Source organism: Emticicia fontis, assembly GCF_054779675.1.
In genome coordinates this window covers 603203-629278 of record NZ_BAAGXU010000037.1, presented here as the reverse complement: position 1 = coordinate 629278, position 26076 = coordinate 603203, and the positions used below count along the sequence as shown (strand labels likewise).

Genomic DNA, 26076 nt, shown 5'->3' with positions numbered 1-26076 from the left:
ATCCTCAAAAGCTGAAACGGGCTTACAAAACCTATTTCAGCATTTGACAATCCACTACCTTACTTATCAATCCTCGCCACAAAAACATCCCAGTTAGCTATTGCTGTTTTGGTGATTTTGCCAAATGTTGCTGTTCCGGCAAAATTACCGATAACATATACATTACCGCTATTGTCGACAGCAATACCGGTGCCTTCATCTTTTCCAGCGCCACCTGCTGTCTGTACCCAGGCAAAATTGCCCGTAGATTTGGTATATTTGGCTACCAGAATATCATATTGAGTGCCGTTTGGTGTAATAGTTTTTGATCCAAATGAAACCGGGCTTGAATAATGGCCTGTGATATATACCCCGGCCTCGTCTACAGCAATGCCCCATGCCCCTTCAAGCTGTGTTCCTCCTGCCGACTTTGCCCAGATAGCATTCCCGTTACCATCATATCCGGCAATAAAAATATCTCTTGACCCCTGAGAGGTAATAGAATTTGTTCCAAAACTTATCGTTTCCCAGTAGCTGCCCGTAATATAGATATTCCCTTCACTATCTACTGCCAGATCAGCTCCACTGTCATAGCTGGTTCCTCCGGCTGACTTTACCCATTGAAAAGCACCACTATTATCATATTTAGCCAGAAAAATATCAAGATTGCCGTTAGAGGTTACCTGAGTGCCTCCAAAGGTGGCAATAGCCGCATAACTCCCGGTCACATATATATTGCCGGTAGCATCTACCCCAATTCCTGCACCTGAATCACTGCCTGCACCACCTGCCGATTTTACCCACTGAAAAGCACCATTCGTATTACACTTGGCAACAAACACATCGGCACTAAAAGACTGTGAACTCACAGAGAATGTGCCGAATGTAGCAGTATTTGTATAGTAGCCTGTGAGATAGATATTACCGCTGCCATCTAAAGCAATGCTTCCGCCCACATCATCACCCGTGCTACCAGCCGATTGCACCCACTGAAAAACGCCATTGGTATTATACTTGGTCACAAAAATATCAAGACTCCCTGCGGAAGTAACGCTGCCTGTCCCAAAGGTAGCCGTCCCCTGAAAACCACCAGTGATATAAACATTGCCATTAGCGTCTACTGCTATGCCTGCACCAAGCTCTCCGCTCGCTCCACCTGCCGACTGTGCCCATTGTAAAGCTCCGCTTTTGTTATACTTTGCTATGTACATATCACTATGCCCTGAAGAGGTAAATGTATTTGTCCCGAAAGTAACTGAACCCGAATACATACCCAGAATATAGAAATTGCCAAGGGCATCTACTCCTATGCTTGGGTTATTTTCAAACATAGGCCCTTTTACCGACACCAGAGCTGTCATATTAGGCGTATAATTCGCCGGATCCTGATAAGTACAAAGCCATTTTCCATCAGAATACACCCGCAGACATTTAAAGGTAGTATCATAAGCCAGATCTCCCTCTTGCGGATTTGGCAAAGCCAGAATGGCATCATAACTGATGCGCGGATGAGTAACCACTGGCGTAATACCGTCAGGTGTAATGGTTACATTCTGCGCTTGTACCTGAATAAATAAAATAATCAGTACACAGCTATAGAAGAGTTTTTTCATAAGATAATTTTATTGGATGGAATACGATATTTGAGAAATATATCTTTTATTACGATGATTTATTGCTAAACGGGCATAGTTCATCCATCATGATGTATAGATGAATACACCTGCTATTACCCGATAATACGTTTTTGATTGAGGTTGTTTATAGCTATGCCCGACAGAAAGCTATCTATTCGCTATTCGTAATTCACAATTAGTTGTCCAATACCTATCTCAATAAACTAACCCCCATATTCAACCCTAATCCTGTGGTGCGATACATAAATAAATCGCCCAAGGCATGATGAGAAGATAGAGAAACTGAGATAGTTGGCTCCAGCCATAAAGCCCAGTGGTCGGCGATGGCTTTGCTTACACGATAACCCACACGTGCCTGTAGCAACGGTTTATTCATGGCAGAAGTCTGTATGCCGAATTTCATCCCTAATGATATTGCCTGCATTTTTCTGGTTTCATAGAGCACATCACTTTGTAGCTCAAAATACTGCCAGTTTCTGTTTTCGTTCTGTGTAGATTTACCCGGATTAATCTGCACCGAATTATCGTTCACTACCGTCACGCTCTTCTGTGCATCATCTGTTACCCCATAGCTGATTCTTGATTTACCTGAGAAGAAGCTCAGGCCCGTACGTAAATCCATTTTTCTGGCAATCGGATACACAAAGCCTAATTGTCCGGCAAAGCCTAATCGTTGCGAAGAGCTGCTAAAGTTATTCACCATTATATTGTCACCTTTATTCGGCGAAAACATATAATAACTCAAAGTTGAGGTCACATTGGCAAACACTTCCGTTGGCGGAATAAATCTTAGTCTGCGGCCTTCTTCTTCTATCATCATTGGCATCTCAGGTTCTGGTAAGGCTGGTGCTTCTAATTTCTTGCCAGTCACAGCCATCTGTTGTGCCTCTTTTCCATTCAGCGTATTGATATGAATGCTTTGAAACAAGGTATCCTTTACGCCAAACCCCTGATTATCTTCATGCGCCAACACGGTAGCTTCAGGTTGTTCAGGCGTTGGATTCACTGCTAGTTTCGTCTCATTCCCTTTCTCTTCTGCTATCGCTTTCTTTTCGGCATTTTGTGCCAGTATGGCTTTTTCTTCTTCGGCCTGTTTGTTTTCTGCTACAACCGGAATTTCTGTTTTTGGCTCAGACACTGTCGGATTCGCTGCGATAACCGGCTTGTTTTCTTCTTTTTCTATTGCTTTCTTCTCAACAGGTGTCTGTGCAATGGCTTCGTTATTCCTTACTGGTGCCAGCGTATTTCTCAGATTTGATTCTGACCCGACACGAGTGCCTTTTTTGTTCTGATTATCCTTTGTTGAGGCTAAAGTCTGAGAACCAGGATTAACAGTCTTGTTACCAGCGGCAATACCGGCTTTTTTATCTTCCTCAGTATTGGCTGTGGTTGTATTATCTTTTTGGGTTACGTCAGGTTTTTTGGGTTGCGATATGCTCGTGTCAGGTTTAGCAGGTAAATCTCCCAGCTGTTGAGTATCATCCGATTTAATAAAGAAATAGACTCCTATCAGCAAGCCGAGCAATACGGCTGCTGCCATGCCAATCGGGCCACGCATCTGTGTCCACCAGACTACAAATGGTCTTTCTTTTTCAGGCTGAATACGTGCCTGAATACTTGCCCACAGAGCATCGTCGGGCATTTCGTCAAAATTCTCGAAACGCCTCCGGTACTCATTTTCTAAGTTTTCATCAAAATTTTCCATCTTTTACTCAGCTAATCAATAGCTACTCCAATGGTCTGTAATTTTTTTTTAAGTACTTTCTTCGCAAAGAACAGTTGGGATTTAGAAGTACCTTCCGAAATCTTCATCATCTCTGCTATTTCCTGATGACTATAGCCGTCAATCACATATAAGTTAAACACCATCCGGGCGCCATCGGGCAGCTCGTTTACGGCACTTAATAATTCCTGATTACTCATCTGCGAAATCACCGATTCGCCCTGCCAGTCGGCTGGCATCGCTTCCGGTATTTCGCTTATATCTACAAAATTGACGCGTTTATGGTAGTAGTCTATGCACACGTTTACCACAACCCGCCTGATCCACGCACTCAGCTGGTCGGCACTGCGCAACTCTTTCAGGTTCAGGAAAATCTTCACGAACGCATCCTGAAAAATGTCTTCGGCATCTTCCTTATTTTGTGCATACCTTCGGCAAATACCAAAGAAGCGACCCTTATACTGATGGTAAAGAGCCGCTTGTGCTTTGGAATCTCTTCGTAAGCACCCTTCTAGGAGTTCAAGGTCACTTTTTGTTTGCACAAAAGCTGGTAAAAATCGAGGCTAATAATAATTTATTTAGATGGCCGCTGGGCGGAAATTAATTATGAATGGTGAATGGCGAATTAGTGAATAATTCAGTTATTATGAAAAACAAATAATCGTGTTTAGTAGTATTCCATGCCAACCATAGTATTCTATATTTAATTAATTAAAATGAATCGCTCCTATTCACTAATTCGCAATTCACTAATTCACAATTAATTAAAGTTCACCGTTACCTTAGCTTTAATAAAAAGCTTGTCTGACCGATACAGTGCGTATTCAAAACTTTGCTGGCCTTTGTAGGCTGCTGTTAATTTATACAAAATCATCGGCCGGGTACCCATGGTTTTGTCAATTCTGAGCGTTCCTACAGTTGGGTTTGTCACAATTTTTAACTCAGCATCCTTGTATAGTGCACATAGTTTATCGTTCTGCAAAACATCGAGTTGCAATTCGGTATTAGGTGTATAGCTGAGGATATTAATAATGTCATCAACAATACCACTGGTACATTCATTTGATTCAGTGATTTTCATATCTACCGAAGCCACAGGATTCTTTTTGGTATTAATACCCACCCGATAGAAGAAAATATCGTCGCCTACATAATCTTTGGCTGCCGTGTACACAATCTTCTGGTTCACTACTTCTACTTTCCCGTATTTAGGCGGAATCTCAATTGTCAACGAATTGCTCTCAAACGAGCTACAGGTTTTATCGTTAAGCAATACGTTAACTTCAACTACTTTTTCCGGTTCAGCCTTAGCATTATCACCTAAAGCTCCGGCATAACAAGGCAGCTCTGCTGGATTGCTGACGAAGTTGATCCTGACCTCTTCTGTGATGCTTCCTCCGGTTGAAGTTTTACCTTCAACAGAGAAAGCATCTGATGTAGCCAGTTTATCAGTAGCATGATAAAAAATAAATCCGTTCTGGATAAATTTTGCCTCACCATGCTTAGGTAACTGACTAATCGAAAGAGAAGTAGCTTCTTTTAGTTCAGCAAACGCAGTGGGGTCAATAGTCAGATTATTCTCCTGCAAAGTATAGAAGATATTGGCCGGATTCTCATCTACGATTCCCGGCGGTATGGTATCTTCCTTGGCGACATCGCAAGAAATAACTGCAAACATTAATAATAGTATATGTATTTTCCGAAGCATCTTTTTGGTTAATTACAGCCTTGACTGCCAAACATTGAAAAAGGTTGGAATAAAGTTAAAAAAATCTTTGTTTTTTTTCAGATTTATATAAATCTATTCGGGAAGGTTCTTCTTTCTCCTCAAAGAAAGCGTTTTCTGGTGAGTATCAGATGCACATATTACTTTAAAATAAATCTTTTAGAACAATTGCCTGATTGTCGCCAGAACATTATACTGGACTTTAAATGCCCTTGCACATATTCATTCCTTCCTCATCCGCCGTTCTCTTTTGCCTCTTACCACTTAGAAAGATTTGAAGATTGATTACCCGCTTATCGGGTTTTAGTGGCTACATTTCAGACTTTAATACTATAAGCAGTCAGGTAACAAAACCTGATTTACATGTTTATAACCAATTCACATCTGAAAATTAACCATGAAAAAAATCTTTTTACTCATTAGCGTCTGCTTGCTGCAAAGTCAGCTTTCTCTGGCACAATCGGTTACACTAGCTACTACTACGGCTAACCCCACCAAAGGCACTGTTGTATATAATAACACCACCAACCAACTCCAATACTGGAATGGCTCTGCCTGGATACCTGTTACCAATGCCGCCTCCGGCACAGGTTGGGCATTAAGCGGAACCAATATCTATAAATCTAATAGCGGTAATGTAGGCATCGGTATCACCAATCCTGTTAATATGTTACAAATTGGATCAATGGGTTCAAGCTATTATGCGGGTAATCATCTGGCTTTTGGTAACGGAACATCCGTTACCGGATTATATCAGTCTAATGAGGCAAGTACGATTGGTTCTAACACAAATATTATTTTAAAACCCAGCGATGGGAATGGGAATGTGGGTATTAATGTAAACCAGGCCTACAACAAATTACAAGTCGGACCAACTGGCTCATCAGGTATTTCTGGTTATGATATTGCTATTGGCAACGGAATACAAGCCACAGGGATGTACCAGTCAAGCGCTGGGTTTACCATGTATGCTTCTAAGAATATTATTCTATATCCAGCGGGTGGAAGTGGAGTAGGAATAAATACTACCTCACCAAGAGGCCCATTAGATGTCAGGAGTTATTCACTTACCGCAAACATGGCTTTTGCTTTCTTTCGCGAATACAACGGAGCAGCCACATTCACTTATACTTCTTCTAGTAACGCAGGTGTTTCAATTTATTCTCAGGAATCTGTTTTATCAAATCAGTTTATTGCAGTTTCAGATGAACGAATCAAAACTATAGTCGGCATCAGCAATTCAGCAACGGATTTAGCAACTGTCAAGGCTTTGCAAATAACCGACTACACCATGAAAGACAAGATACAGCACGGCAATAAAACTTTCAAAAAGGTAATTGCTCAACAGGTAGAAAAGGTATACCCGCAAGCGGTAAGTCAGATAACCGACGTGGTGCCTGATATATATGTACTTGCCAGGAAGGTTGTTTTTGACGAAACGCACAAGACTCTTACTTGTATTCTAGACAAGTCATACAATATAAAGACCAGTGAAAAAATACAATTAATTCACCCGCAAGAAGGAGTAGTAAAAGCCGAAGTAATTGCAGTAACTGATAGTAGCTTTACCGTAAAAGACTGGCAGCACCCAACCGATAAAATCTTTGTCTATGGGCGCGAAGTAAACGATTTCCGTAGTGTAGATTATGAAGCCATTTCGATGCTAGGCATCAGTGCTATTCAGCAGTTGGCTAAAGAGAATGAAGATATACGCGCCACAGCAGCGGAGATGAAAACAAAGAATGATGAATTAACTAAAAAACTTGAGCAACTCAAAGCCGATTTTTCTGCCAGACTAGCCACTATTGAATCAGCCCTTGAGATCACCAATAAGGCAGCCGACAAGGCGCAAACACCGAAAACCCCAACTGGAAAATAAGCATGAAAAAAAAATTCACTAGTAAAAAGACTTTTCTTTACTACTCCGTTTTTATGAATGAGGAGCTGAAAGCTAAAAAATAAGGATACAGGCAGAAAATTCGAGCAATTATCTGCCAGACTGGAACCGCTTGAAGCAGCTCTTCAAACACAATCACCTAAATTACCCACAGGTAAATAATAGCCAAGGCAAATTTCTAAGACTCTTCATCATTGGTAGAAATATAGCAATGCGATTCTCCGATTTTATATAGTCTCTGCAAGGCAGCACTTCATTACCCAATAAAATAACCACTTAGTAAATTATGTTCAATTTTATCAAAACCTAATCATTTACGCTAAAGTTTATGAGTATATTATCGTTTTAATTCCATCACTCACGCACATGAAAAAAATCACTCTACTTTTTATTACCTTAATTTATATCAATAGCGTTTCAAAAGCACAATCTGTTACTTTAGCCACTACCACAACCAATCCTACCAAAGGCACAGTTGTCTATAACAATGGCACGAATCAGCTCCAATACTGGAATGGCACATTGTGGGTATCACTTATCAATACTCCAGGAACAGGCTGGGCACAAAACGGACTGGATATTTATAAGACAAACACTGGCCACGTGGGCATTGGAACCTCCTCACCTGCGATGCCTCTAACGGTAAAATTCGATGGGCAAGGCATTGTTCAGGAAAGCCTTGATGGTAGTGTCCGGGTCGGACTTTACACAACTGAAGGTAGTGCCTATGTTCAGACCTATAGTGACCATGACCTGAATTTCTCAACCAATAATGGGCCATCTCAACTATTTATACAGAAAAATACAGGCAATATCGGTATTGGTACTTCGAGCCCTACTAATAGATTACAGATAGGAAGCTTAGGTACACCGGGGTTTCAGAACAATGCATTTGCGATAGGTAATGGCACAAAATCAACCGGAATTTCCCAGTCAAATACAGCCTTTACCATTACATCTACCACCGACATGATACTGGCACCTGGTCTCAATACAGGTATTTCTGGTCGGGTAGGTATCAATACTACTACGCCGCGAGGCCCGCTGGATGTGACGGGCTCATCAGAAGCAGCAGCCCCTTTTGCTTACTTCGTAATGAATCCCGGCAATGGTCAGCCTTTGCTTGGCAATCTTTCTAGCGGCAACGGCGATATTTCAATCTATTCACAAACTGGTGTTTTAGCCACTCAATTCATTGCAGTTTCAGATGCCCGCATTAAAAACATTGTCGGCATCAGCAATTCGGTCAAAGATTTAGAAACCCTTAAGGCTTTGCAGATAACTGATTATACCATGAAAGATCAGGTTCAGTATGGCAATAAATCATATAAAAAAGTAATAGCCCAGCAGGTAGAGCAGGTCTTCCCACAAGCTATAAACAAAGGAACTGACGTTGTACCAGATATTTATGCCTTAACTCAAAAAACTGTTTTTAATGAAACCAATAAAACCTTGCAATGCTCACTATCAAAAAGCTATCAGATAAAATCTGGAGAAAGACTTCAGTTTATTCATCCAACGGCAGGTAAAATAATAGCCGAAGTCATTGAAGTATCGGGCAATACTTTCACCGTAAAAGACTGGCCACACGCCACAGATAAAATCTTTGTCTATGGGCGCGAAGTAAACGATTTCCGTAGTGTAGATTATGAAGCCATTTCGATGCTGGGCATCAGTGCCATTCAACAATTGGCGAAAGAGAATGAGGAGTTGAATAAAAAACTGAAAGAACTTAAATCTGATTTCTCAGCAAGATTGGAAGCCCTTGAGGCACAAATGCCGAAACTGAATACAGGTAAGTAAAAATTTTGATAGTTGTGACCTTCGGTTTCGCCTAAGCTAAGCCGAAGGCTATTTATTATCTAATCTCACAATCACTCATTCACTAAATCACTCAATTCTTCTAAATGTAATATTTCCCTCGTACCTTTGCGAACCAAATAAACATTTACGCATCGATGTCTGTCGTTTTAGGGAAACTAGCTATCTCTTTGTTTTTAAGTCTTATTACTATTATTTTATTGGCTAAAAAAGAAAAAATCAATGGTTTCTTTTCAACAAACAGTCAGCTTTCCATCATTAGTGCATGGGTTGGCCTACGCCTCCTACCTTTTGGTATTGTGTATATCATCCTGAATTTTGCAGTCAAATCTGATGTCATCTTTTTCTATGATACAGCCAAACTGGCATTAGATGGTCTCATGGTCTACCGAGATTTCTGGCAACCTTATTCACCAATTTTCCCTTATCTCAATGCCATTACTCTAGCTATTGTCGATTCGCCAAAATCTATCATCTTCCTGATGATGATTTACGAACTGATAGCCATTTATATCACCAAAGCCTTATTCAGCTATAAATACACCGTTTTTTATATCGTTCTTTATCTGGCATTACCAGCACCATTTATCTTTCTGATTTTCGGTGGACAAGAGGATATTTTTCTATGGTTATTCATCGCGCTGGCTATCTGGGGTTTCAGAAAGTCAGGCAATGCCTTGCCTATTGGCCTGATACTGGGCGTTGGGATATTATGCACCAAAATCCTGTTGATTATTCCGATTGCCTTATTATTGCTATTTTCGAAACAACGCATCAAAATACTCGTTGGCTTGCTGATAGTCGGCATTCCTTCTATTGCCATTATGTTATATCTGGTAGGCGAAAAAATCCTCGCCCCACTGCAATTAGGCGATTTACCTTTTGCACCCAATCTGGTGAGTGTTCTGAGTCCGTTTATTGGGGGCGTAAAACCGCAAAGCAAGCTACTGAACTGGGGAGGTTTATTAATGATTCTGGGAGGTGGGTTCTATTATCTGAGAAATCTAAAACCTTATAGTGAAGCCAAATTGTTACTTTTTGCTTTTATACTCACCAATATGATTACCATCATCGTACATAAAAATTCATTGCCGAATTATTTATATACTATCCTGCTTCCGGTAATCTATTTCTTTGGTGAGTCTTTCAGAACCAGACAATGGACAGTGTTGATACTGCTCAATATCATCGGAGCAGTGCATCCATCACTCTGGTATTATTTAGGCGGGAAATACTACGATTCATTCAGTGGGCTTACTATGCTGAATGTGCTTGAATATCTATTGCAGATTGTGTATCTGGGGCTTTGTATCTACTTTGTATATTTCCTGAGCCAGTTATCATCAGGAGAAACTGAAACTCCTTCGCTTGGGGAATAAGATAAGACTTTACAGTTTTACGTTAGGGCCGTGAGATACTCTCGGCTTTAACATTCTCTGTTCTGCTTTCTACTTCTTTTCTATTTCTCTTTTTCCTTGTTTCTTTCTGCTTTCTCCCTCTTCTCCATTTCACTGATCTTAGCATCAACCAGAAAACGGAACCAGAAACCTTGCAGATAATGGAACGTACGGCCGGAGGTGGTTTCTAAAAAGCCCAATCGGATTACAAAACGGTAGAAGAAGTATATCATCGGCCTTACAAAGAGTGGCATATTCCACCATATCTTTTTAAAAACAGCCTTTCGTTCATCCGGGCTTCCCAAAAGATTGGGCTTCAAAGTTTGTCCACGTAACCCTTTTTTGCGCTGAAATTCCTCTTGTGCGGTCAGGTTACTATAGCGAATTTGTTTATGTAGCCAGAAATCAAGATCATGTTCTTTGAGGTTATCCTCTATCAGAATTACCTCTTTCCAGATAATCGCCTTGCCTTCAATCACAAAACGGTGATCCATGTTTTCGTTCAGATCAGACCAACCCTTGCCATTTCTGAACATCTTCAGCATATAGAAATTTCGATAACCTCCATATTTCAACCTTTCACCCTGAAAATAATTGTGTCGGTTGAGATATATCCCATTTACATCTGCCGGAACAGAAGCATCCGAAAACGTCTTAAGTTTATTAAGCAATTCGTCTGAGGGATACTGGTCAGCATCTAAACCCACTACCCAAGGTGTAGTAATACGGCAATTTCTTAAAGCAAAATCCCATTGTTTTGGGTGATTCTCAAACTTATTCACTTTCACAGTTGCTCCATATTGCTCGGCAATCGCCACAGTATCATCCGTGCTACCTGAATCCACAATAAAAACGGGCGCTTGCAATCCGGCAATTTTAGATAATAATCTTTTGATGTGTACAGATTCGTTGTAAGTCAGAATAACAATAGAAATATCACTCATGATTGATAGAATACGGAGTAGCTTTTGAAAATCAGCCGTAAAAATAGTATATATTGATGGGGTATTTGAAGAAAGACAGAAAAAATTAAAGATCTGGACACTTCGTGGGTGTCACGCATAATTGGGAAAGGAACGAACGCCTACCATTCCTTCACCACCTTCTTCACAACTTGCCTTCTCCCTATCTCAAAACTCAAAAAATACACGCCCGCAGGCATTTCCCTTAAATCCAGATTGGATTTCTTCCCCTTAACCTCCCAGCTCTTTACCAACTTCCCACCAACATCCGTCAATCTTATTTCCGTTTGTTTATTTACCCCATCAGGCAATTCAATTACAATCGTCTCATCAAATGGATTCGGAAAAACCCTTACCAATACCTCTGGTTCAGACTCAGTTGAAAGGATATTTTCAACCACAATCTTCACTGGTTCTGAAATAGCCGTGCAGCCCAGTTTCTCAATCTGCAACCGATAGATACCGCTTTGTTTAATTGCCAGATCAGCCTGATTGGCTCCCGTAATAGGTTCAGCGTCTTTCAGCCATTGAAAGTTTACGTTCGCACACCCATTGACTTTAATAAAACTTTCCTCATTTACCAATACGGTTGTTTTATCGGTCGAAACTATGGGCGGATTCAATAACAAAAACTGATTAGAATCAGGCCCTGTACATCCTGATAGTGTAACTGCATTTGTTTCCCGGCTACACCCGTCTCCCTTATTGACCATCGCTTTATAAACGCCCTTATCCTTTACAAATAGCTCGTTGCTATGGGCATTCGGAATCAATACTTCATTCCTGCTCCATGCATAGGTATAACTCTTATTATACTCTACAAAAACCTTAAAAGAATCAACCACACAACCTGAACCTGCATAGGCATAGCCCAGATTAAGGTCAGTAAGCGGTTTCTTGTTGAACTCAATAAAAGAATTATAGGTACAAGTCTCAGTCTTTGAATCAACCAGATAGTTGAGTGTAAAAGTATAATAGCCGTTTTTGGTTGCCCGATAATACGGCAAGGTTTCGTTAGGTATATCCTGCCCATCAATCCGCCAGACAATACGCTGAAACTGATATTTCTGCATAAAGGCATCATCTACTTTCAGCAAAGCAGTCCCGTTGCATAGGTCGTCAATTTTGGCTATAGGTAACGACTTCGGGAAATCAGAAGGGACTAATCTGAATTTGCCTGATAAATAGGTTCTGTTTCGGGCAGGAATATGTACACTTACCTGATACTCACCCACTGTAACCGGATTGAAGTGATTGTTGGTTGAATCTTTTACCGGAACCCCATTAAGATACCATTGATAATCTACCGGAATATCAGATAAAAAAGTAGTTCGCAGATAAGGGCCCGGCCGACAAGGGTCTCCTAACTGAAAAAAAGTATCCTTGATGACTTCTACCACTAATCCTGCATAGAAAATGACCTCATTTGACTCCTTAATAATCCCCTGATAATATTCTTTCACCTGATAAGTCCCATCGGGCTGATAATTAATAGCGGAAGCGCTTTGTCCGGCCAATACTTCGCCATTTCTCAACCATTCCAGCGTACTTCCGGGAATGGTGCGTGTAGTAGTCAACTGATTAGTCTTGTAGTCAAGAAAAAGCCCTAACGAAGATGCCGACCCGGGCGCATAAATACCAATAAAATTGGCCGAGGCCCTTGTGCATGCAGGATTTGTTTTGCTCGTTAACTGGAGTATATAATAGCCTTCTTCAGTTGTCTGGATTGTTTTTCTGGCACCATTAGGAACCTTATCTCCGTTTTTATACCACTGAAAAGTATAATCATTTTCTGATACACTCGGTTCAAGTGGCCGCAGTACATCTCCCGATTTCTCTATTCTGAACGCCTGAATAGTACAGGTATCAACCATTGTTTTTTCAATCAGAAAACGCTTAATGTTTCTATCAACATCACTAGTACGCCCAACAGCTGTCTGATACAAACAAACCAAAAAAAATATGTACAATGGTACGCTCTTCATGAAACCGAATGCTTTTTTACTTAGGGTAATAAGGTTTGGAGATTTTATTTATCATACCCGTTTCACCAATAAAATTACTCATTTTATCCGTGAATCTGGATTAAAATATTATAAGTAATGACAGCGTATAGCTAGATAGGGTTGTATTAGGGAAGAAAAATATATATACGTAATTTTGGGATTTAGTATCAATTTTATTGATTGCTCAATTATTTTCTGCTAAGAGGCCAGATTAAATCAGTGGATGTTTGGCAACACGGGGCCCTAGATTTCGCATAAGCCCTACCTCCGCACAATCTTCTTCACAAATCGCTGCCTGCCGGCTTCAATCGTCAACAGATAAACACCCTCAGGCACTCCTTTTAAATCTACAATAGTAGTATTAGTGAAAGAATCCTTTCTCAACACCTCTCCTCTACTGCTGAGCAATGTTAATGAGGCATTTCCTGTTGCAGGCAATTCAATTTGCAGTTTCTCATAAGTCGGGTTCGGAAAAGCCTTTATTCGTATCTCGGCCGTCCCTTCTTCTGACAAGATGCTTTCTACTATAATATCAATGGCATTTGAAACTGCTTTACAACCAAACTTCTCAATCTGTAAGCTATACGTTCCGGTCTGTCGCAATTCCAGACTGGCCTGTGTAGCCCCCGTTAGCGGAATTTCATCTTTTAACCATTGATAATTGACATCCGTACAGCCCTCGGCCTTTATATAGCTTTTTTCATTCGCCAGTACAGTGGTTCTTTCTGCACTAATTACTGGAGGATTCAGCAAGACAAACTGGTTAAATGCACCTGAGGCGCAACCTTCCAGACTGATTTCATCAGTTTCTTTAATACACCTGTCGCCTCTATTCACATAAGCCCTGTAAATCGATTTATCTTTGATAAATATCTCATTCGAACGCTTATTTGTGAGTGTGGTATCGTTTCTAGTCCATTCGTAAGTATAGCCCTGATTGGCTTCTACAAAGACCTTAAACGAATCTACTTTACAGCCAGAGCCTGCATAACCATAACCAATATTTACATTGAAATCAGGCTTCTTTTCAAAATGAGTAAAGGAATTATACTTACAAGAGGCTTTATCTGAATAATAACTGGTGTATCGGACAGACGAAGTATAGTCTCCACTGGCTACAGCTCTGATAAACAGATTTTTCTCGGCAGGTAATTCCTGCCCATTCAGTTTCCAGGTAATATCCTCAATCAGATACTTGTTGGCAAAGGCATCGTCTATTTTAATCACAGCTGCCGAGCCGCAGCCATTTTCAACCTTTGAGAGCGGCAATGCTTGCAGATAATCTTTGCGGTCTAGTCTATACTTGCTTGAGGCATACACTTTTCCTGTATTCAGATTGATGATACTGGCATGATAATCTCCTGAAGCCACAGCCATCAGGTGTGTTTCAGTCGAATCAGGAATGAGTTGGTCGTTTAAAAACCAGCGATACAATAAACCCTCCCCGGTAATATTGGTAGCGATTCTGAAATAAGGAAATGGCTCGCAATGATTGCCTAAGCCGTCTATGCTCTCTTTATGTAGTTCTATGCCGTAGCTATCCTGCACAATAATTTCCTTTGACTCTATGGTTATCCCGCAGCCCGGTACAACTCTTTTTATTTTATAAATCCCATCCTGTGGATTGTTCAGGATATTTCCCGGAACACTGATTAACTGGTTATTTCGATACCATTCGTCTTTATCGCCATTAGTTGACAACCTTGGGTTAAGCACATCATAATGAAATACAATATCCGTAGTTTTATTGGCATAACTTTCTTTTGAGGATACCAGAACATTATTATCAGCTTTTACTTCACAGTTTTTATCATTCTTGTTAATCAATCTTAAGCTATAATACCCCTCCTGAGAAGCCTGATAGCTTGATTGTGTAGCACGTCTGATGATTTCTCCATCTTTATACCACTGAAAGTTAAAGTCGTGTTTTGGTATAATCACATTCTCTGACAACTTCATACTTTGCCCACTACAACTTTCCTCATTGGCAATGGTTACGCTGGTGCTGGTGCAGTTTTTAGAATCCAGTTCAGTTTTTCTTTTTAAGATTGAATAAGTAAAACCACTAAACTCATAAAAATTAGTAAGATAGATATTGCGGCGGCTATCCAAAGCCATTGAGGTAGCATACCCAAACTGATCGAAAATAGGCTCTTTATCTACATAAATAACCTCACCATCAGCCGCATATTTAGCCATAAATATAAATCGCTGATTAGGCTGTGTTAACTTTATGTTCTCATTAAAGGTTAGTTCAGTACCTTCTGCAAAGCCTAATAAATAGGGTTCTCCACTTTTACTTATAGCCAGGTCATTCGCCAGAAGCCAGGTAGGAACCTGATCTGGATTAGTCGTAATTTCTTTCGACCATACCACACTCCCATCGGCCTCATTGGATTTCAGCAGAAAAAGATTTCTCTGTTCTGTATTACCTGAGCTGATACCTGATATATATACATAATTACTATTATCTACGGCTATATCATTACATTCATCATCAGCTGCTCCTCCTGTCTGTTTTAACCAGTCTATTACCCCATTCTGTTCACAGCGGGCGTAAAACACGTCTTGTTTACCATTAGATACCAAACTTAAGCCTGCACCAAAAGCACTTGTTTCAGTAAATGTGCCACTGATAAACAACTGTTGCTGCTGATTCACTTCAATTGCCTTTACCACAATTTTCGTATCGTCAAATTTGTGCATCCATACAAATTTCCCATTTCTATCCAGTTTCATTAAAAAAGATTTAGGCAAAGCATCAGGGTCAACAACTGTATTCGTTCCTTCAACCTGAAAATTCCCTTGAAATTTACCTACTAGATACAGATTTCCATCTTTATCAATCGTAGGTTTGCCAATAGATTCATCCCAATTTCCTCCATATCTTTTTATCCACTTAAAAACTCCGGTAGCAGTATATTTAGCCACAAAAATTTCTTTATCCAGCCCGCCCAGAAACGTTGATTTACCATCAAAGTTCAGAAAACGCTCAAATACTCCTACCATATACACATTGCTGCTATCGTCGCTCAGGAGTTTTATCTCTGGCTTATTATAGCTGGTAATGTAGTGAAACCATTGAATAGTCTTTTTCGGATCGAACTTCACAATAAAACTTGCACCCGCTTTAGGCACCACAAATCGCTTTGATTCAATAATCAAATCACTTTCTATATGATCTTTTGTATAACTACCACTGGTTATGAGGTTATCCTGTGCGTCAATTATAGCGTGGTCGACACTTATTTTTTCGCCTATACCAAAAGTGATATTACTTCCATCCTGTGCCAAAGAGATAGAATAGAAATTCAATAAAAGACTGACTAATAAAATTATCCTCATAAGTTCACAACAAGCCACCAAAGCAGCAATTCTCTATGGAAATGTAATAGGAATCAATAAATTAACAAAAGCAACAATCAGCACCAGCGCTTTTAACTGTATCGGATTTACGCGTTCTTTAATAATAATCAGGGCTATCAACCAGAACGAAAATGTAAACGAATAGGTCCGCACGGTATCCCATACCAGAAAGCTCACAGCGACTATGGGCAACCAACTGCCAAAGACGAGCAACATTTTGCGATATTGCTTATCATGAAACAAAATAAGATAAACAACCATAATCAGCAAGGCAAAGCCTTCTACTGCTACCGAAATCCGCTTACCATACCACCAGCTGGTCAGATTGATAAAGTACAAATATCTATCAATACTGAAATTCTCCACATCTTCCGAGGCAAGGTGGAAGGTCTTCCATAAATAGATTCTTACTACCAGATATAACAGCACATTTCCTGCCATTAGTAGAAGGACTCTCAGAGAATCCTTTTTATTAAGCTTATAGAAAAAATGATGAAACAACCACAAAGTCAGAAAAGCCACTATACTCCGCTCATCGCACCAGAAAGCCAGCTGACAAAACAGGGTTATCAACAACGGCCGCCTTACTAATAACGCACAAAGCATAAAGAAAAATGTATAGCCATCTCCATGTCCGAAACAATTGAAGAAAAAACAGGATCCTACATAGACATTCACAAAGGCAAAGAACAGATAGAAAGTCAACAGTTTATCATCAAGAATTTTGGCCAGCACATTAACCAGCATCAATAGAAAGCCTGCTCCCAGCATTACTTGCAGCATATAAAGCCCAAGGCTATTCAGGTGAAAAACATGGGCAATCATCGGAATAGTGAGCCTGAAAATACGGTTGGCTTCGTGTGAACCCGACTCGTGGTGATGGAAAACCAGCGGGGCTTTTCCTTGCTCGATGATGCTATTCCAATAAAAATTAGGTTGTGGATTATGCAGGATAACATCGGCATAGAAAAACTTGAAATTCTCAAACATATATCCCTGATTAAACACAAACAACCAGGTAAAACTAAACAGACAGGAAAAAAATACGATTCTGATTTTCCAGTATTTACTACTTAAGATTAATTTGTCTAAAAAGGACTCTAAAGGGCTAAATAACGACCATAAATTAATTGTTTCCATATTATCTTTTGTGTGTATGCACAGCTTTGCAATTCAACATACCGCATTGACTGGCTATACGTACAAAAGGTTGGATAGCAATTAGAAAAATTTTGGGGATTTTGAAAGAAATACTTTGCAGGTGTGTTTCAGTAGAGAATGTGGGTTAAACGCATAGACGTAGTTTTGAATGAATTCAATAGTTAAAATAAAGCACAAATCGTGCGGCATCCTTTTCCTGCGTTCGTTCCAATTTATGCTGCCACGCCCTTTCACGGACGAGTATAGGTGCCGCCGCGCGGGTGTGCCACACAGCCCAACAAAAAAAGCCCCTGATTGCTCAGGGGCTTTCTGTATACGTATGAAACAAATCTTATGCTTCTTTTGTACCTTCTTCTTCTGAAGCCGGAGTTGCATCTTCTGCTGGTGTAGTATCTGCTACTTCTTCAGTTGCTGGTTGAGCAGCTGCCGGAGTTTCTTCTACTACTTCTGCTGATGACTCATCCGCAGCTGCTACCGGAGTAGCTTCAGTAGTTGTTTTACCACCACCACCACGACGGCTACGACGTGTTTTGGTAGTTTTTTCTTCTACTGCTGTCAATAATGCTTCGTTGTAATCAACCAACTCAATTAAAGCTACTTCAGCGTTGTCACCGAAACGAGTACCCAATTTGATGATACGTGTGTATCCACCATTACGGGTAGCCACTTTCTCAGCAATTTCACCAAAAAGTGTTTTAACCGACTCTTTATCCTGCAAATAAGAGAATACTGTACGACGTGAGTGCGTAGTATCGTTTTTTGATTTGGTGATCAGAGGCTCAACGAATTTACGTAATTCTTTAGCTTTAGCCAAAGTAGTTTCGATTCTTTTGTATTGAATCAATGAAATCGCCAAATTTTTCAATAACGCATCTCTGTGCGAATGTGTTCTACCTAAATGATTGGTTTTGTTACCGTGTCTCATTGTAATAATTTTCGTAAGTAACGGTCAGAATAGCCTACGCAGTCTTGGTATTCCACCTATTACGATTAGTAATTTATTTTATTCGAATACTGCGGTTTCGATTATACAAAAAATTCCCCTCCTGCATGACCAGCATAAGGAGGGGAAGAACTTAATTTCAATCTTCGTCTAATTTATACTTTTGCACGTCCATTCCGAAATGCAAACCTTTATCAGCTACTAATTGCTCTAACTCTGTCAATGATTTTTTACCGAAATTGCGGAATTTCATCATGTCGGCTACCTCTAATCTGGCAAGGTCGCCTAATGTACGAATATCTGCCGACTTCAAACAGTTATAAGCACGAACTGACAAATCAAGGTCTTGAAGAGAAGTCTTCAATAGCTTACGCATATGTAAGAATTCTTCGTCAACAATATTATCTTCGTCATCTTTCTTGGTATCAAATACCATGTTTTCGTCTGTAAACTTCAAGAAGTGCTGAATCAAAATATGAGCTGCTTCCTGTAAAGCTCTTTCAGGGTGGATTGAACCATCTGTTCTGATTTCAAGCAAAAGTTTTTCGTAGTCAGTACGTTGTTCTACACGGGTATTTTCAATGCTATACTTCACATTTTTGATAGGAGTATAGATTGAGTCAACCGAAATAAAGCCGATTGGTAAATCATTTGACTTATGTTCTTCAGCCGAAACGTAACCACGACCTTTATCTACTATTATTTCAATTTCTATTTCCTTAGTATCGTCCAGACGGGCAATTACTAATTCAGGATTTAAAATTTGGAAACTCTGAGTGAATTTACCTAGGTCGCCCGCAGTCAATACACTTTGATTTTTTACTCTGACGGTGAATTTATTATCTACATAATCAGAAACTTTTTTAAAACGAACCATTTTGAGGTTCAAGATGATTTCCGTCACATCATCTACAACCCCATCAATGCTCGAAAATTCGTGTAATACCCCCGGAAATCTTACCGACGTAATTGCATAACCCTCAAGCGAAGATAGAAGAATACGACGTAGGGCGTTCCCGATGGTCACACCATACCCTCTTTCAAGTGGCTTAAACTCGAAAAAGCCATGGAAGTCGTCAGCTTTTTCCATGACGACCTTGTCAGGCATTTGAAATGCTAATATTGACATACGTATGCAGTGTGTTTGTTTTCGTTAACGAAAAAGATAGGTTAGCTATACCCACCAATAAAAAAACGTAGCTGTGCCACCACCGATTTTCGCGGCAATGGCACAACTTACTATACTAATATTATTTGTTATATAACTCGACGATTGCTTGCTCGTTGAAGTTTTCTGGAATCTGGTCACGCTCAGGGAAATTAATAAATTTACCTGCAAATTCTGCGCTATCCCACTCTAACCAGTTGTAACGTTTGGCATTACGAGCTTGTAAACTTGTGGTAATTGCTTCTAAGGCTTTCGATTTCTCACGAACACCTACGATCTGACCCGGTTTCAATACAAATGATGGGATATTTAATAATTCGCCATCAACTGTGATATGACGGTGTGTAACCAACTGACGTGCAGCACGGCGTGTTGGAGCAATACCTAAACGATATACGGTATTATCTAAGCGAGCTTCACATAATTTCAACAAGTTTTCACCAGTACGGCCTTGTTTTACCGAAGCCATGTGGAAAAAGCGAGCAAACTGGCGCTCTAATATACCATAAGTATATTTTACTTTTTGTTTTTCAATTAATTGTTGACCGTACTCTGATTTTTTACCTTTACGTCCTTTACCATGTTGGCCAGGAGCATAATTTTTTTTGCTAAGAGCTTTGCTTGGGCCCATTACCGGCTCGCCAAACTTTCTCGAAATACGTACTTTCGGACCTGTGTATCTTGCCATTTTTGTTTGAGTTAAGTGAAGTAACAAATTGATTAGCCCCAATGTCCAAACTATCAATTTATGTATAGCAATCACTGCTATGTGTTACTTCCGGTGCCTTTTTTTAAAGGACTTTCGGTTGATTTATAAAAATTAAGAAACAGAAGAATGAAAACTTTAAATGGTATTGCCTAAATAAACGAAATTTATCGGGCATTAGTTTAAATTTTTTCACTCTTCTGTTTAAAACTATACTCTTCTGCGTTTTGGAGGGCGACAACCATTGTGCGGAAGTGGAGTCACATCGGTGATTGAAGTCACTTCAATACCTGTGCTTTGTACCGTACGGATGGCTGATTCACGACCAGCGCCAGGTCCTTTTACAAAAACCTCTGCTTTACGCATACCTGCATCATAAGCAACTTGTGCGCAGTTTTGCGATGCCATCTGAGCGGCATACGGAGTGTTCTTTTTAGAACCTTTGAATCCCATTTTACCTGCCGAACCCCAAGAAATAACCTGGCCTTGGCTGTTGGTAATTGAGATAATGATATTATTGAAAGAAGCTCTGATATGTACTTGACCTACCGGCTCTACGATTACTACTCTTTTTTTGGCTTTATCTTTTCTTTTAGCTTGTGCCATTGTAACAAACAGTGTTTAATGATTGGCAATACAGAAATACCTGTATTCTGCTCGATTTTACTCCCGTAATTCGTAAAATCCACTTTAGTATCTTAATCAGATACGCGGGATTACTTAGTAGCTTTCTTTTTGTTTGCTACAGTCTTACGCTTACCTTTACGAGTACGTGAATTGTTCTTGGTACGTTGACCACGAAGTGGTAAACCTTTACGGTGACGAACGCCACGGTAACAACCAATATCCATTAATCGTTTTATGGCAAGCTGCACTTCAGAACGCAACTGACCTTCTACGGTAAATTCTTCACCAATAATACCACGAATAGCATTGGCTTCAGCGTCATTCCACTCGCCAGCTTTTTTGTCTAAGCTAATGTTAGCTTTTTCTAAAATCTTTACTGACGCGCTACGACCAATTCCGTAGATGTACGTAAGGGCGATCTCGCCTCTTTTTTTGTCCGGGATGTCAACACCTGCAATCCTCATAGATAATTAACCTTGTCTTTGTTTAAACTTCGGATTTTTTTTGTTAATAACGTAAATTTTACCCTTTCTGCGGATAACTTTACATTCAGCACTGCGCTTCTTTACTGATGCTTTAACTTTCATAATAGTAAAACACACCCCTAACCCCTGAAGGGGAATTTTGTACGAAAGTCTTCATGTTTAGGGGTTATGATTAAACATGAATTTTCTATAAATAATTCAATCGTTATAATTGTGCCTTATCTCCCCTTTAGGGGCCGGGGGCTATTTGTAACGATAAGTAATTCTTGCTTTTGATAAATCGTACGGCGACATCTCCAATCTTACCTTATCACCCGGTAGAATACGAATGTAGTTCATTCTCATTTTGCCGGAGATATGAGCGACCAGTTCATGCTTATTCTCCAGACGCACACGAAACATGGCGTTTGAAAGAGCTTCTGTAATGATGCCGTCAACTTCGATATTTGCTTGTTTTGCCATATATTATATTGCGCAGAAAAATTGTTTTTAGTTTGTTGTCTTTCAGCGCCAAACTCCTATGCAATGACTAAATTTCTTTTGGCTAATACTTCCTCGATATACTCAAAGGTAGTCAAAGGTTCGCCGCCTCCTTTTCTTACTACTATGGTGTGCTCAAAGTGAGCTGCTGCCTTGCGGTCTTCGGTGCGTATGGTCCACTGATCGTTTTCCTGTACTACACTTCTGCGCCCTAAAGTAATCATCGGTTCAATAGCCAATACCATTCCTTCCTGCAATTTCGGACCATTGCCACGTTTGCCAAAGTTTGGTACTTCCGGCGACTCATGCAGATATTTACCTACACCGTGCCCCACCAATTCGCGTACAACGCCGTAGCCGTGTTTCTCGGCATGGTCTTGCACACCAAAACTAATATCACCAATACGATTACCTGTTTTTGCTTGTTCAATACCCTTGAAAAGAGATTCATAGGTACGTTTCAATAGGTCAGCTACGTCTTTGGCTATTTCGCCTACTGCATAAGTATAAGCACTATCGGCATGATACCCGTCTTTGTAAACACCACAGTCAATTGAAACTATATCTCCGTCTTTCAATATTCTGTTACTCGGAATTCCGTGTACTACCACATCATTTACCGAGATACACAACGAAGCCGGAAACTTCAACCCTCCTACATCGTAGTTCAAAAAAGACGGGTGCCCCTTCTGGTCTTTGATATATTCGTAAGCAATTTTGTCTAATTCTTTGGTAGTAATACCCGGCGCTATTACTTTCGCAACTTCTGCCTGAGCCTTGCCTAAAATCTGGCCATTGTTTCGGATAATCTCCAGCTCCTCTTCCGATTTCAAATATATGATTCTATCCTTTTTGCTCATGGTATTACCTCCTGTATTAGATAGATACTGCTGATACTGTCTGACGTCCCTGAATACGACCTGATTGCATCAAGCCTTCATAACGTTTCATCAACAAGTAACTTTCAATTTGTTGTAATGTATCCAACACCACACCTACCAGAATCAACAATGAAGTACCACCGAAGAATGAAGCAAAGTTCTGAGTCATTCCCAACAATCCTGCAAGTGCTGGTAAGATAGCGATTACTGCTAATAACACACCACCCGGAAGTGTAATTCTGTCTAATACATTGGCGATATAATCAGAAGTTGGTTGGCCTGGTTTTACACCCGGAATGAATCCGCCACCACGTTTCATATCATCTGCAATCTGATTAGGGTTAATCGAGATAGCGGTATAGAAGAACGTGAAACCAATGATTAACACGGCATAGATTAAACAATACTGCCAAGAGGTAGGACTATTCATGATAATGGCCCAGTTCTGGAACGTATCATTCTTAGTGCTTTCTGCAAGGTAAGTCAGAATCAAACCCGGAATAAACATCAATGCTTGTCCGAAGATGATAGGCATTACCCCAGCAATATTCAGTTTTAAAGGTAAGTACTGGCGTTGACCTGTAACTACTTTATTACCTACAATTTGTTTTGCGTATTGAACCGGAATTCTACGGGTTGCTTGCGTAATAGCTACGGCAAACAATACTACCAGGAATAAAGCTACGATTTCGATAATGAAGAACAGAATCTGTCCGCTTCCACCTCTTGATTGTGCTTCACCAAAGATCGCACCCGGGAATCTTGACACGATACCAATCATAATCATCATTGATATCCCGTTTCCGATACCTTTTTCGGTCATTCTTTCACCAAGCCACATACACATCACAGTTCCGGCTACGATTAATAGTACTGAACTGATGTAGAATAAGCCCTGGCCAATCATAATCGCATCTGTTGGAATAGTTGTCTGAACGTAGGTAAATCCTTGTGCGGCAGCTACTGCAATAGTCAACCAACGCGTTATCTGATTCAATTTTCTACGACCTGACTCTCCTTCTTTCTGCAATTTGCTAAAGTACGGCAATGCTAGTGTCAATAACTGGATAGCGATAGATGCCGAGATGTACGGCATGATACCCAGAGCCATGATAGAAGCATTCTTGAACGCACCACCGACCAATGTATTCAAAAGACCCAACAAACCATTGTTAGCTGTTAAATCTTTTAATTTAGCCACATCAACACCCGGTAAAACTACGTGGGAACCGACACGAAAAATAAGAATTATCAAAAGAGTTTGAAGAATACGTTTCCTCAATTCCTCGATTGACCAAATGTTCTTGAGTGTTGTTATAAATTTGTTCATTTTGTTAGGAAAAACAAGGCTTTTGGTTGAAATTACTCAGCTCTACCTCCGTTAAGTTCATCCTGCAATACTTTTAACTCATCCCACTTGCCATCACGCGCTAATTCAGCTTGTTGTGCCCAAGTAGTTGGGTCGTGCATTGCATAACTTGAACCCGCCGCATCAAGAATTTCTTTCACTCTTTCCGCAGGTGTCGCTGCTAAATCTGCAAAGCTAACGATTCCTTCGTTAATAAGCAAATCTGCAATCTTCGGACCAATACCTTCGATTACTTTTAAATCGTCTCCTTCAGTTGTTTTTTTAGAAGCTTTTTTTGGTTTTGCTTCTGCAACTGGTTCTGCTGTTACCTCTTGTGCTACTAATTTTTCAGCTGGTTTTGCAGTTTTTACTAAACCTGCAGAAGCTGATGGGTCAAAAGTAGCATCAACAGTGGCCGAACCACCTGCTTTCTCGATAGCTGCAATAGCAGAAGCCGAGAATGCATTAGCTTTCAAATTCACTGCTGCTTTCAACTCGCCACGTCCTAAGATTTTTACAAGATCTGATTTTTGAGTCAAACCATTGTTGTATAAGAAACCTAAATCAATCGCGTTCACACCTGTTTTATCAAACAATGCCTGAATCGTATCAAGGTTGATAGCTTTATACTCTACTCTGTTAATATTTTTGAAACCAAACTTAGGTACACGACGTTGTAATGGCATCTGACCACCTTCAAAACCACGTTTTTGGCTATAACCTGAACGAGATTTTGCACCTTTATGACCACGTTTCGCAGTACCACCACCGCCAGAACCATGTCCACGGCCTACTCTATCGTTTACTTTAACTGAACCTTTAGCAGGTTGTAATGTACTCAATTTCATTGTATTCGATTATTTTAATCGGTTAAACATACGCAATTCCGACTTTCGGAATCACTCGGCTGCACTGGCGTTCTAGCCGGGCTTGTGCCTGGCTCCACCAAGCAACGCCTGGTTTTGCCTACCCATAAACCCAACAAGTGGGAGAATTGGCTTATGCTTGTTCAATAACCAACAAGTGTTTTACCTTGTTGATCATGCCTTGCATAGCAGGGTTCAATTCTTTTTCTACCGTACGGTTCATTTTGCCAAGACCCAAAGCCGCAATTGTGCGTTTTTGTACTTCTGGTCTGCCAATCGTACTTCTTACCTGAGTAATCTTTACCTTTGCCATTGTTTTATGTTAGGTATAGGCTCCGCACTGTGCCGGCAAGCATTGGGCTTGGGGCAGAGGGCATGGGGCTATTATCCGTTAAATACTTTTGTCATTTTCACACTACGTTGGAACGCCACTGTGTGTGGAGCACGCATCTGGCTCAAAGCATCGATCGTTGCTTTTACCACGTTGTGAGGGTTTGATGAACCTTTAGATTTCGCCAATACGTTGTGGATACCAGCTGCTTCAAGCACAGCACGCATCGCACCACCGGCGATAATACCAGTACCAGGGGCTGCAGGTTTTACAAACACAAAACCACCTGAGAATTTACCGTGAATTTCGTGAGGTACAGTGTCGTTGATTACCGGAACCGATACCAGGTTTTTCTTAGCATCTTCGATAGCCTTTGCAATTGCATCAGTTACTTCATTTGCTTTTCCTAGTCCTTGTCCTACCACGCCTTTACCGTCGCCTAATACAACGATTGCCGAGAAACTAAAACGACGACCACCTTTCACCACTTTGGCTACACGGTTAATGGCTACAACTCTTTCTTTAAGTTCTGCCTCGTTTACTTTTGCTTTATTCATTGATTGAGA

Annotated in this window: 22 protein-coding genes and 1 pseudogene; 3 read left to right on the top strand and 20 right to left on the bottom strand. The window is 40.4% G+C overall.

The annotated features are described in order from the left end of the window. Positions 1 to 59 precede the first annotated feature (59 nt). The 4 genes from ACYVFA_RS18525 to ACYVFA_RS18510 all read right to left on the bottom strand — a co-directional run bounded on the left by ACYVFA_RS18525 (position 60) and on the right by ACYVFA_RS18510 (position 5047). Positions 60 to 1592: an NHL repeat-containing protein gene (locus ACYVFA_RS18525; protein ID WP_460473339.1), complete on the bottom strand. Its 1533-nt coding sequence runs from the start codon at positions 1590 to 1592 to the stop codon at positions 60 to 62. A 214-nt stretch (positions 1593 to 1806) separates the two neighbouring features. Continuing rightward, positions 1807 to 3321, bottom strand: coding sequence for a porin family protein (locus ACYVFA_RS18520; protein ID WP_460473338.1), 1515 nt, complete (start codon positions 3319 to 3321; stop codon positions 1807 to 1809). An 11-nt stretch (positions 3322 to 3332) separates the two neighbouring features. Continuing rightward, complete coding sequence (locus ACYVFA_RS18515) at positions 3333 to 3881, bottom strand: RNA polymerase sigma factor (protein ID WP_460473337.1); 549 nt, start codon at positions 3879 to 3881, stop codon at positions 3333 to 3335. A gap of 218 nt (positions 3882 to 4099) precedes the next feature. After that, positions 4100 to 5047 carry an Ig-like domain-containing protein gene (locus ACYVFA_RS18510; protein WP_460473336.1) on the bottom strand — a complete coding sequence of 316 codons (948 nt, stop codon included), beginning with the start codon at positions 5045 to 5047 and terminating at the stop codon, positions 4100 to 4102. A 415-nt stretch (positions 5048 to 5462) separates the two neighbouring features. On the opposite strand from ACYVFA_RS18510, the gene ACYVFA_RS18505 reads away from it, so the two are divergent. From ACYVFA_RS18505 to ACYVFA_RS18495, 3 genes are all read left to right on the top strand, one after another. Beyond that, a complete protein-coding gene (locus tag ACYVFA_RS18505; RefSeq protein WP_460473335.1) occupies positions 5463 to 6944 on the top strand; it encodes a tail fiber domain-containing protein in 1482 nt (493 codons plus the stop codon). 384 nt (positions 6945 to 7328) lie between these two features. Beyond that, the gene (locus ACYVFA_RS18500) at positions 7329 to 8765 is read left to right on the top strand and encodes a tail fiber domain-containing protein (RefSeq protein ID WP_460473334.1); all 1437 of its coding nucleotides are present in this window, start codon (positions 7329 to 7331) and stop codon (positions 8763 to 8765) included. A gap of 155 nt (positions 8766 to 8920) precedes the next feature. Next, positions 8921 to 10162 carry a hypothetical protein gene (locus ACYVFA_RS18495; RefSeq protein WP_460473333.1) on the top strand — a complete coding sequence of 414 codons (1242 nt, stop codon included), beginning with the start codon at positions 8921 to 8923 and terminating at the stop codon, positions 10160 to 10162. An 80-nt stretch (positions 10163 to 10242) separates the two neighbouring features. Here the strand turns inward: ACYVFA_RS18495 and ACYVFA_RS18490 are convergent, their stop codons facing one another. The 16 genes and pseudogenes from ACYVFA_RS18490 to rpsE form a co-directional block, all read right to left on the bottom strand. Beyond that, entirely contained in the window at positions 10243 to 11124 is an 882-nt protein-coding gene (locus tag ACYVFA_RS18490; protein ID WP_460473332.1) for a glycosyltransferase family 2 protein, read from the bottom strand. A 140-nt stretch (positions 11125 to 11264) separates the two neighbouring features. Next, on the bottom strand, positions 11265 to 13016 hold the full coding sequence (locus ACYVFA_RS18485) for a T9SS type A sorting domain-containing protein (RefSeq protein ID WP_460473331.1): 1752 nt from the start codon (positions 13014 to 13016) through the stop codon (positions 11265 to 11267). A gap of 393 nt (positions 13017 to 13409) precedes the next feature. Beyond that, a complete protein-coding gene (locus ACYVFA_RS18480) occupies positions 13410 to 16493 on the bottom strand; it encodes a T9SS type A sorting domain-containing protein (protein WP_460473330.1) in 3084 nt (1027 codons plus the stop codon). A gap of 33 nt (positions 16494 to 16526) precedes the next feature. Further along, positions 16527 to 17654: a hypothetical protein gene (locus ACYVFA_RS18475; protein ID WP_460473329.1), complete on the bottom strand. Its 1128-nt coding sequence runs from the start codon at positions 17652 to 17654 to the stop codon at positions 16527 to 16529. A 352-nt stretch (positions 17655 to 18006) separates the two neighbouring features. After that, complete coding sequence (gene rplQ, locus ACYVFA_RS18470) at positions 18007 to 18600, bottom strand: bL17 family ribosomal protein (protein WP_460473328.1); 594 nt, start codon at positions 18598 to 18600, stop codon at positions 18007 to 18009. Positions 18601 to 18757: 157 nt separating this feature from the next. Beyond that, entirely contained in the window at positions 18758 to 19747 is a 990-nt protein-coding gene (locus ACYVFA_RS18465) for a DNA-directed RNA polymerase subunit alpha (protein ID WP_460473327.1), read from the bottom strand. A 121-nt stretch (positions 19748 to 19868) separates the two neighbouring features. Continuing rightward, the gene (gene rpsD / locus ACYVFA_RS18460; protein ID WP_460473326.1) at positions 19869 to 20474 is read right to left on the bottom strand and encodes a 30S ribosomal protein S4; all 606 of its coding nucleotides are present in this window, start codon (positions 20472 to 20474) and stop codon (positions 19869 to 19871) included. Positions 20475 to 20702: 228 nt separating this feature from the next. After that, positions 20703 to 21098: a 30S ribosomal protein S11 gene (gene rpsK, locus ACYVFA_RS18455; protein WP_116982355.1), complete on the bottom strand. Its 396-nt coding sequence runs from the start codon at positions 21096 to 21098 to the stop codon at positions 20703 to 20705. Positions 21099 to 21208: 110 nt separating this feature from the next. Further along, a complete protein-coding gene (gene rpsM / locus ACYVFA_RS18450; protein ID WP_460473325.1) occupies positions 21209 to 21583 on the bottom strand; it encodes a 30S ribosomal protein S13 in 375 nt (124 codons plus the stop codon). A 6-nt stretch (positions 21584 to 21589) separates the two neighbouring features. Continuing rightward, positions 21590 to 21706, bottom strand: a complete 117-nt coding sequence (rpmJ, locus tag ACYVFA_RS18445; protein WP_015027349.1) for a 50S ribosomal protein L36 — start codon at positions 21704 to 21706, stop codon at positions 21590 to 21592. Between the two features lie 141 nt (positions 21707 to 21847). Continuing rightward, on the bottom strand, positions 21848 to 22066 hold the full coding sequence (infA, locus tag ACYVFA_RS18440) for a translation initiation factor IF-1 (protein WP_460473324.1): 219 nt from the start codon (positions 22064 to 22066) through the stop codon (positions 21848 to 21850). Positions 22067 to 22122: 56 nt separating this feature from the next. Then, positions 22123 to 22944: a type I methionyl aminopeptidase gene (map, locus tag ACYVFA_RS18435; RefSeq protein WP_460473323.1), complete on the bottom strand. Its 822-nt coding sequence runs from the start codon at positions 22942 to 22944 to the stop codon at positions 22123 to 22125. Positions 22945 to 22960: 16 nt separating this feature from the next. Next, positions 22961 to 24295 carry a preprotein translocase subunit SecY gene (secY, locus tag ACYVFA_RS18430; protein ID WP_460473322.1) on the bottom strand — a complete coding sequence of 445 codons (1335 nt, stop codon included), beginning with the start codon at positions 24293 to 24295 and terminating at the stop codon, positions 22961 to 22963. Between the two features lie 428 nt (positions 24296 to 24723). After that, positions 24724 to 25161, bottom strand: a pseudogene (gene rplO, locus ACYVFA_RS18425) (50S ribosomal protein L15); the annotation flags it as partial. A 151-nt stretch (positions 25162 to 25312) separates the two neighbouring features. Beyond that, positions 25313 to 25492: an uL30 family ribosomal protein gene (rpmD, locus tag ACYVFA_RS18420; RefSeq protein ID WP_460473321.1), complete on the bottom strand. Its 180-nt coding sequence runs from the start codon at positions 25490 to 25492 to the stop codon at positions 25313 to 25315. A gap of 71 nt (positions 25493 to 25563) precedes the next feature. Further along, positions 25564 to 26067: a 30S ribosomal protein S5 gene (gene rpsE / locus ACYVFA_RS18415; protein ID WP_460473320.1), complete on the bottom strand. Its 504-nt coding sequence runs from the start codon at positions 26065 to 26067 to the stop codon at positions 25564 to 25566. Positions 26068 to 26076: the final 9 nt, after the last annotated feature.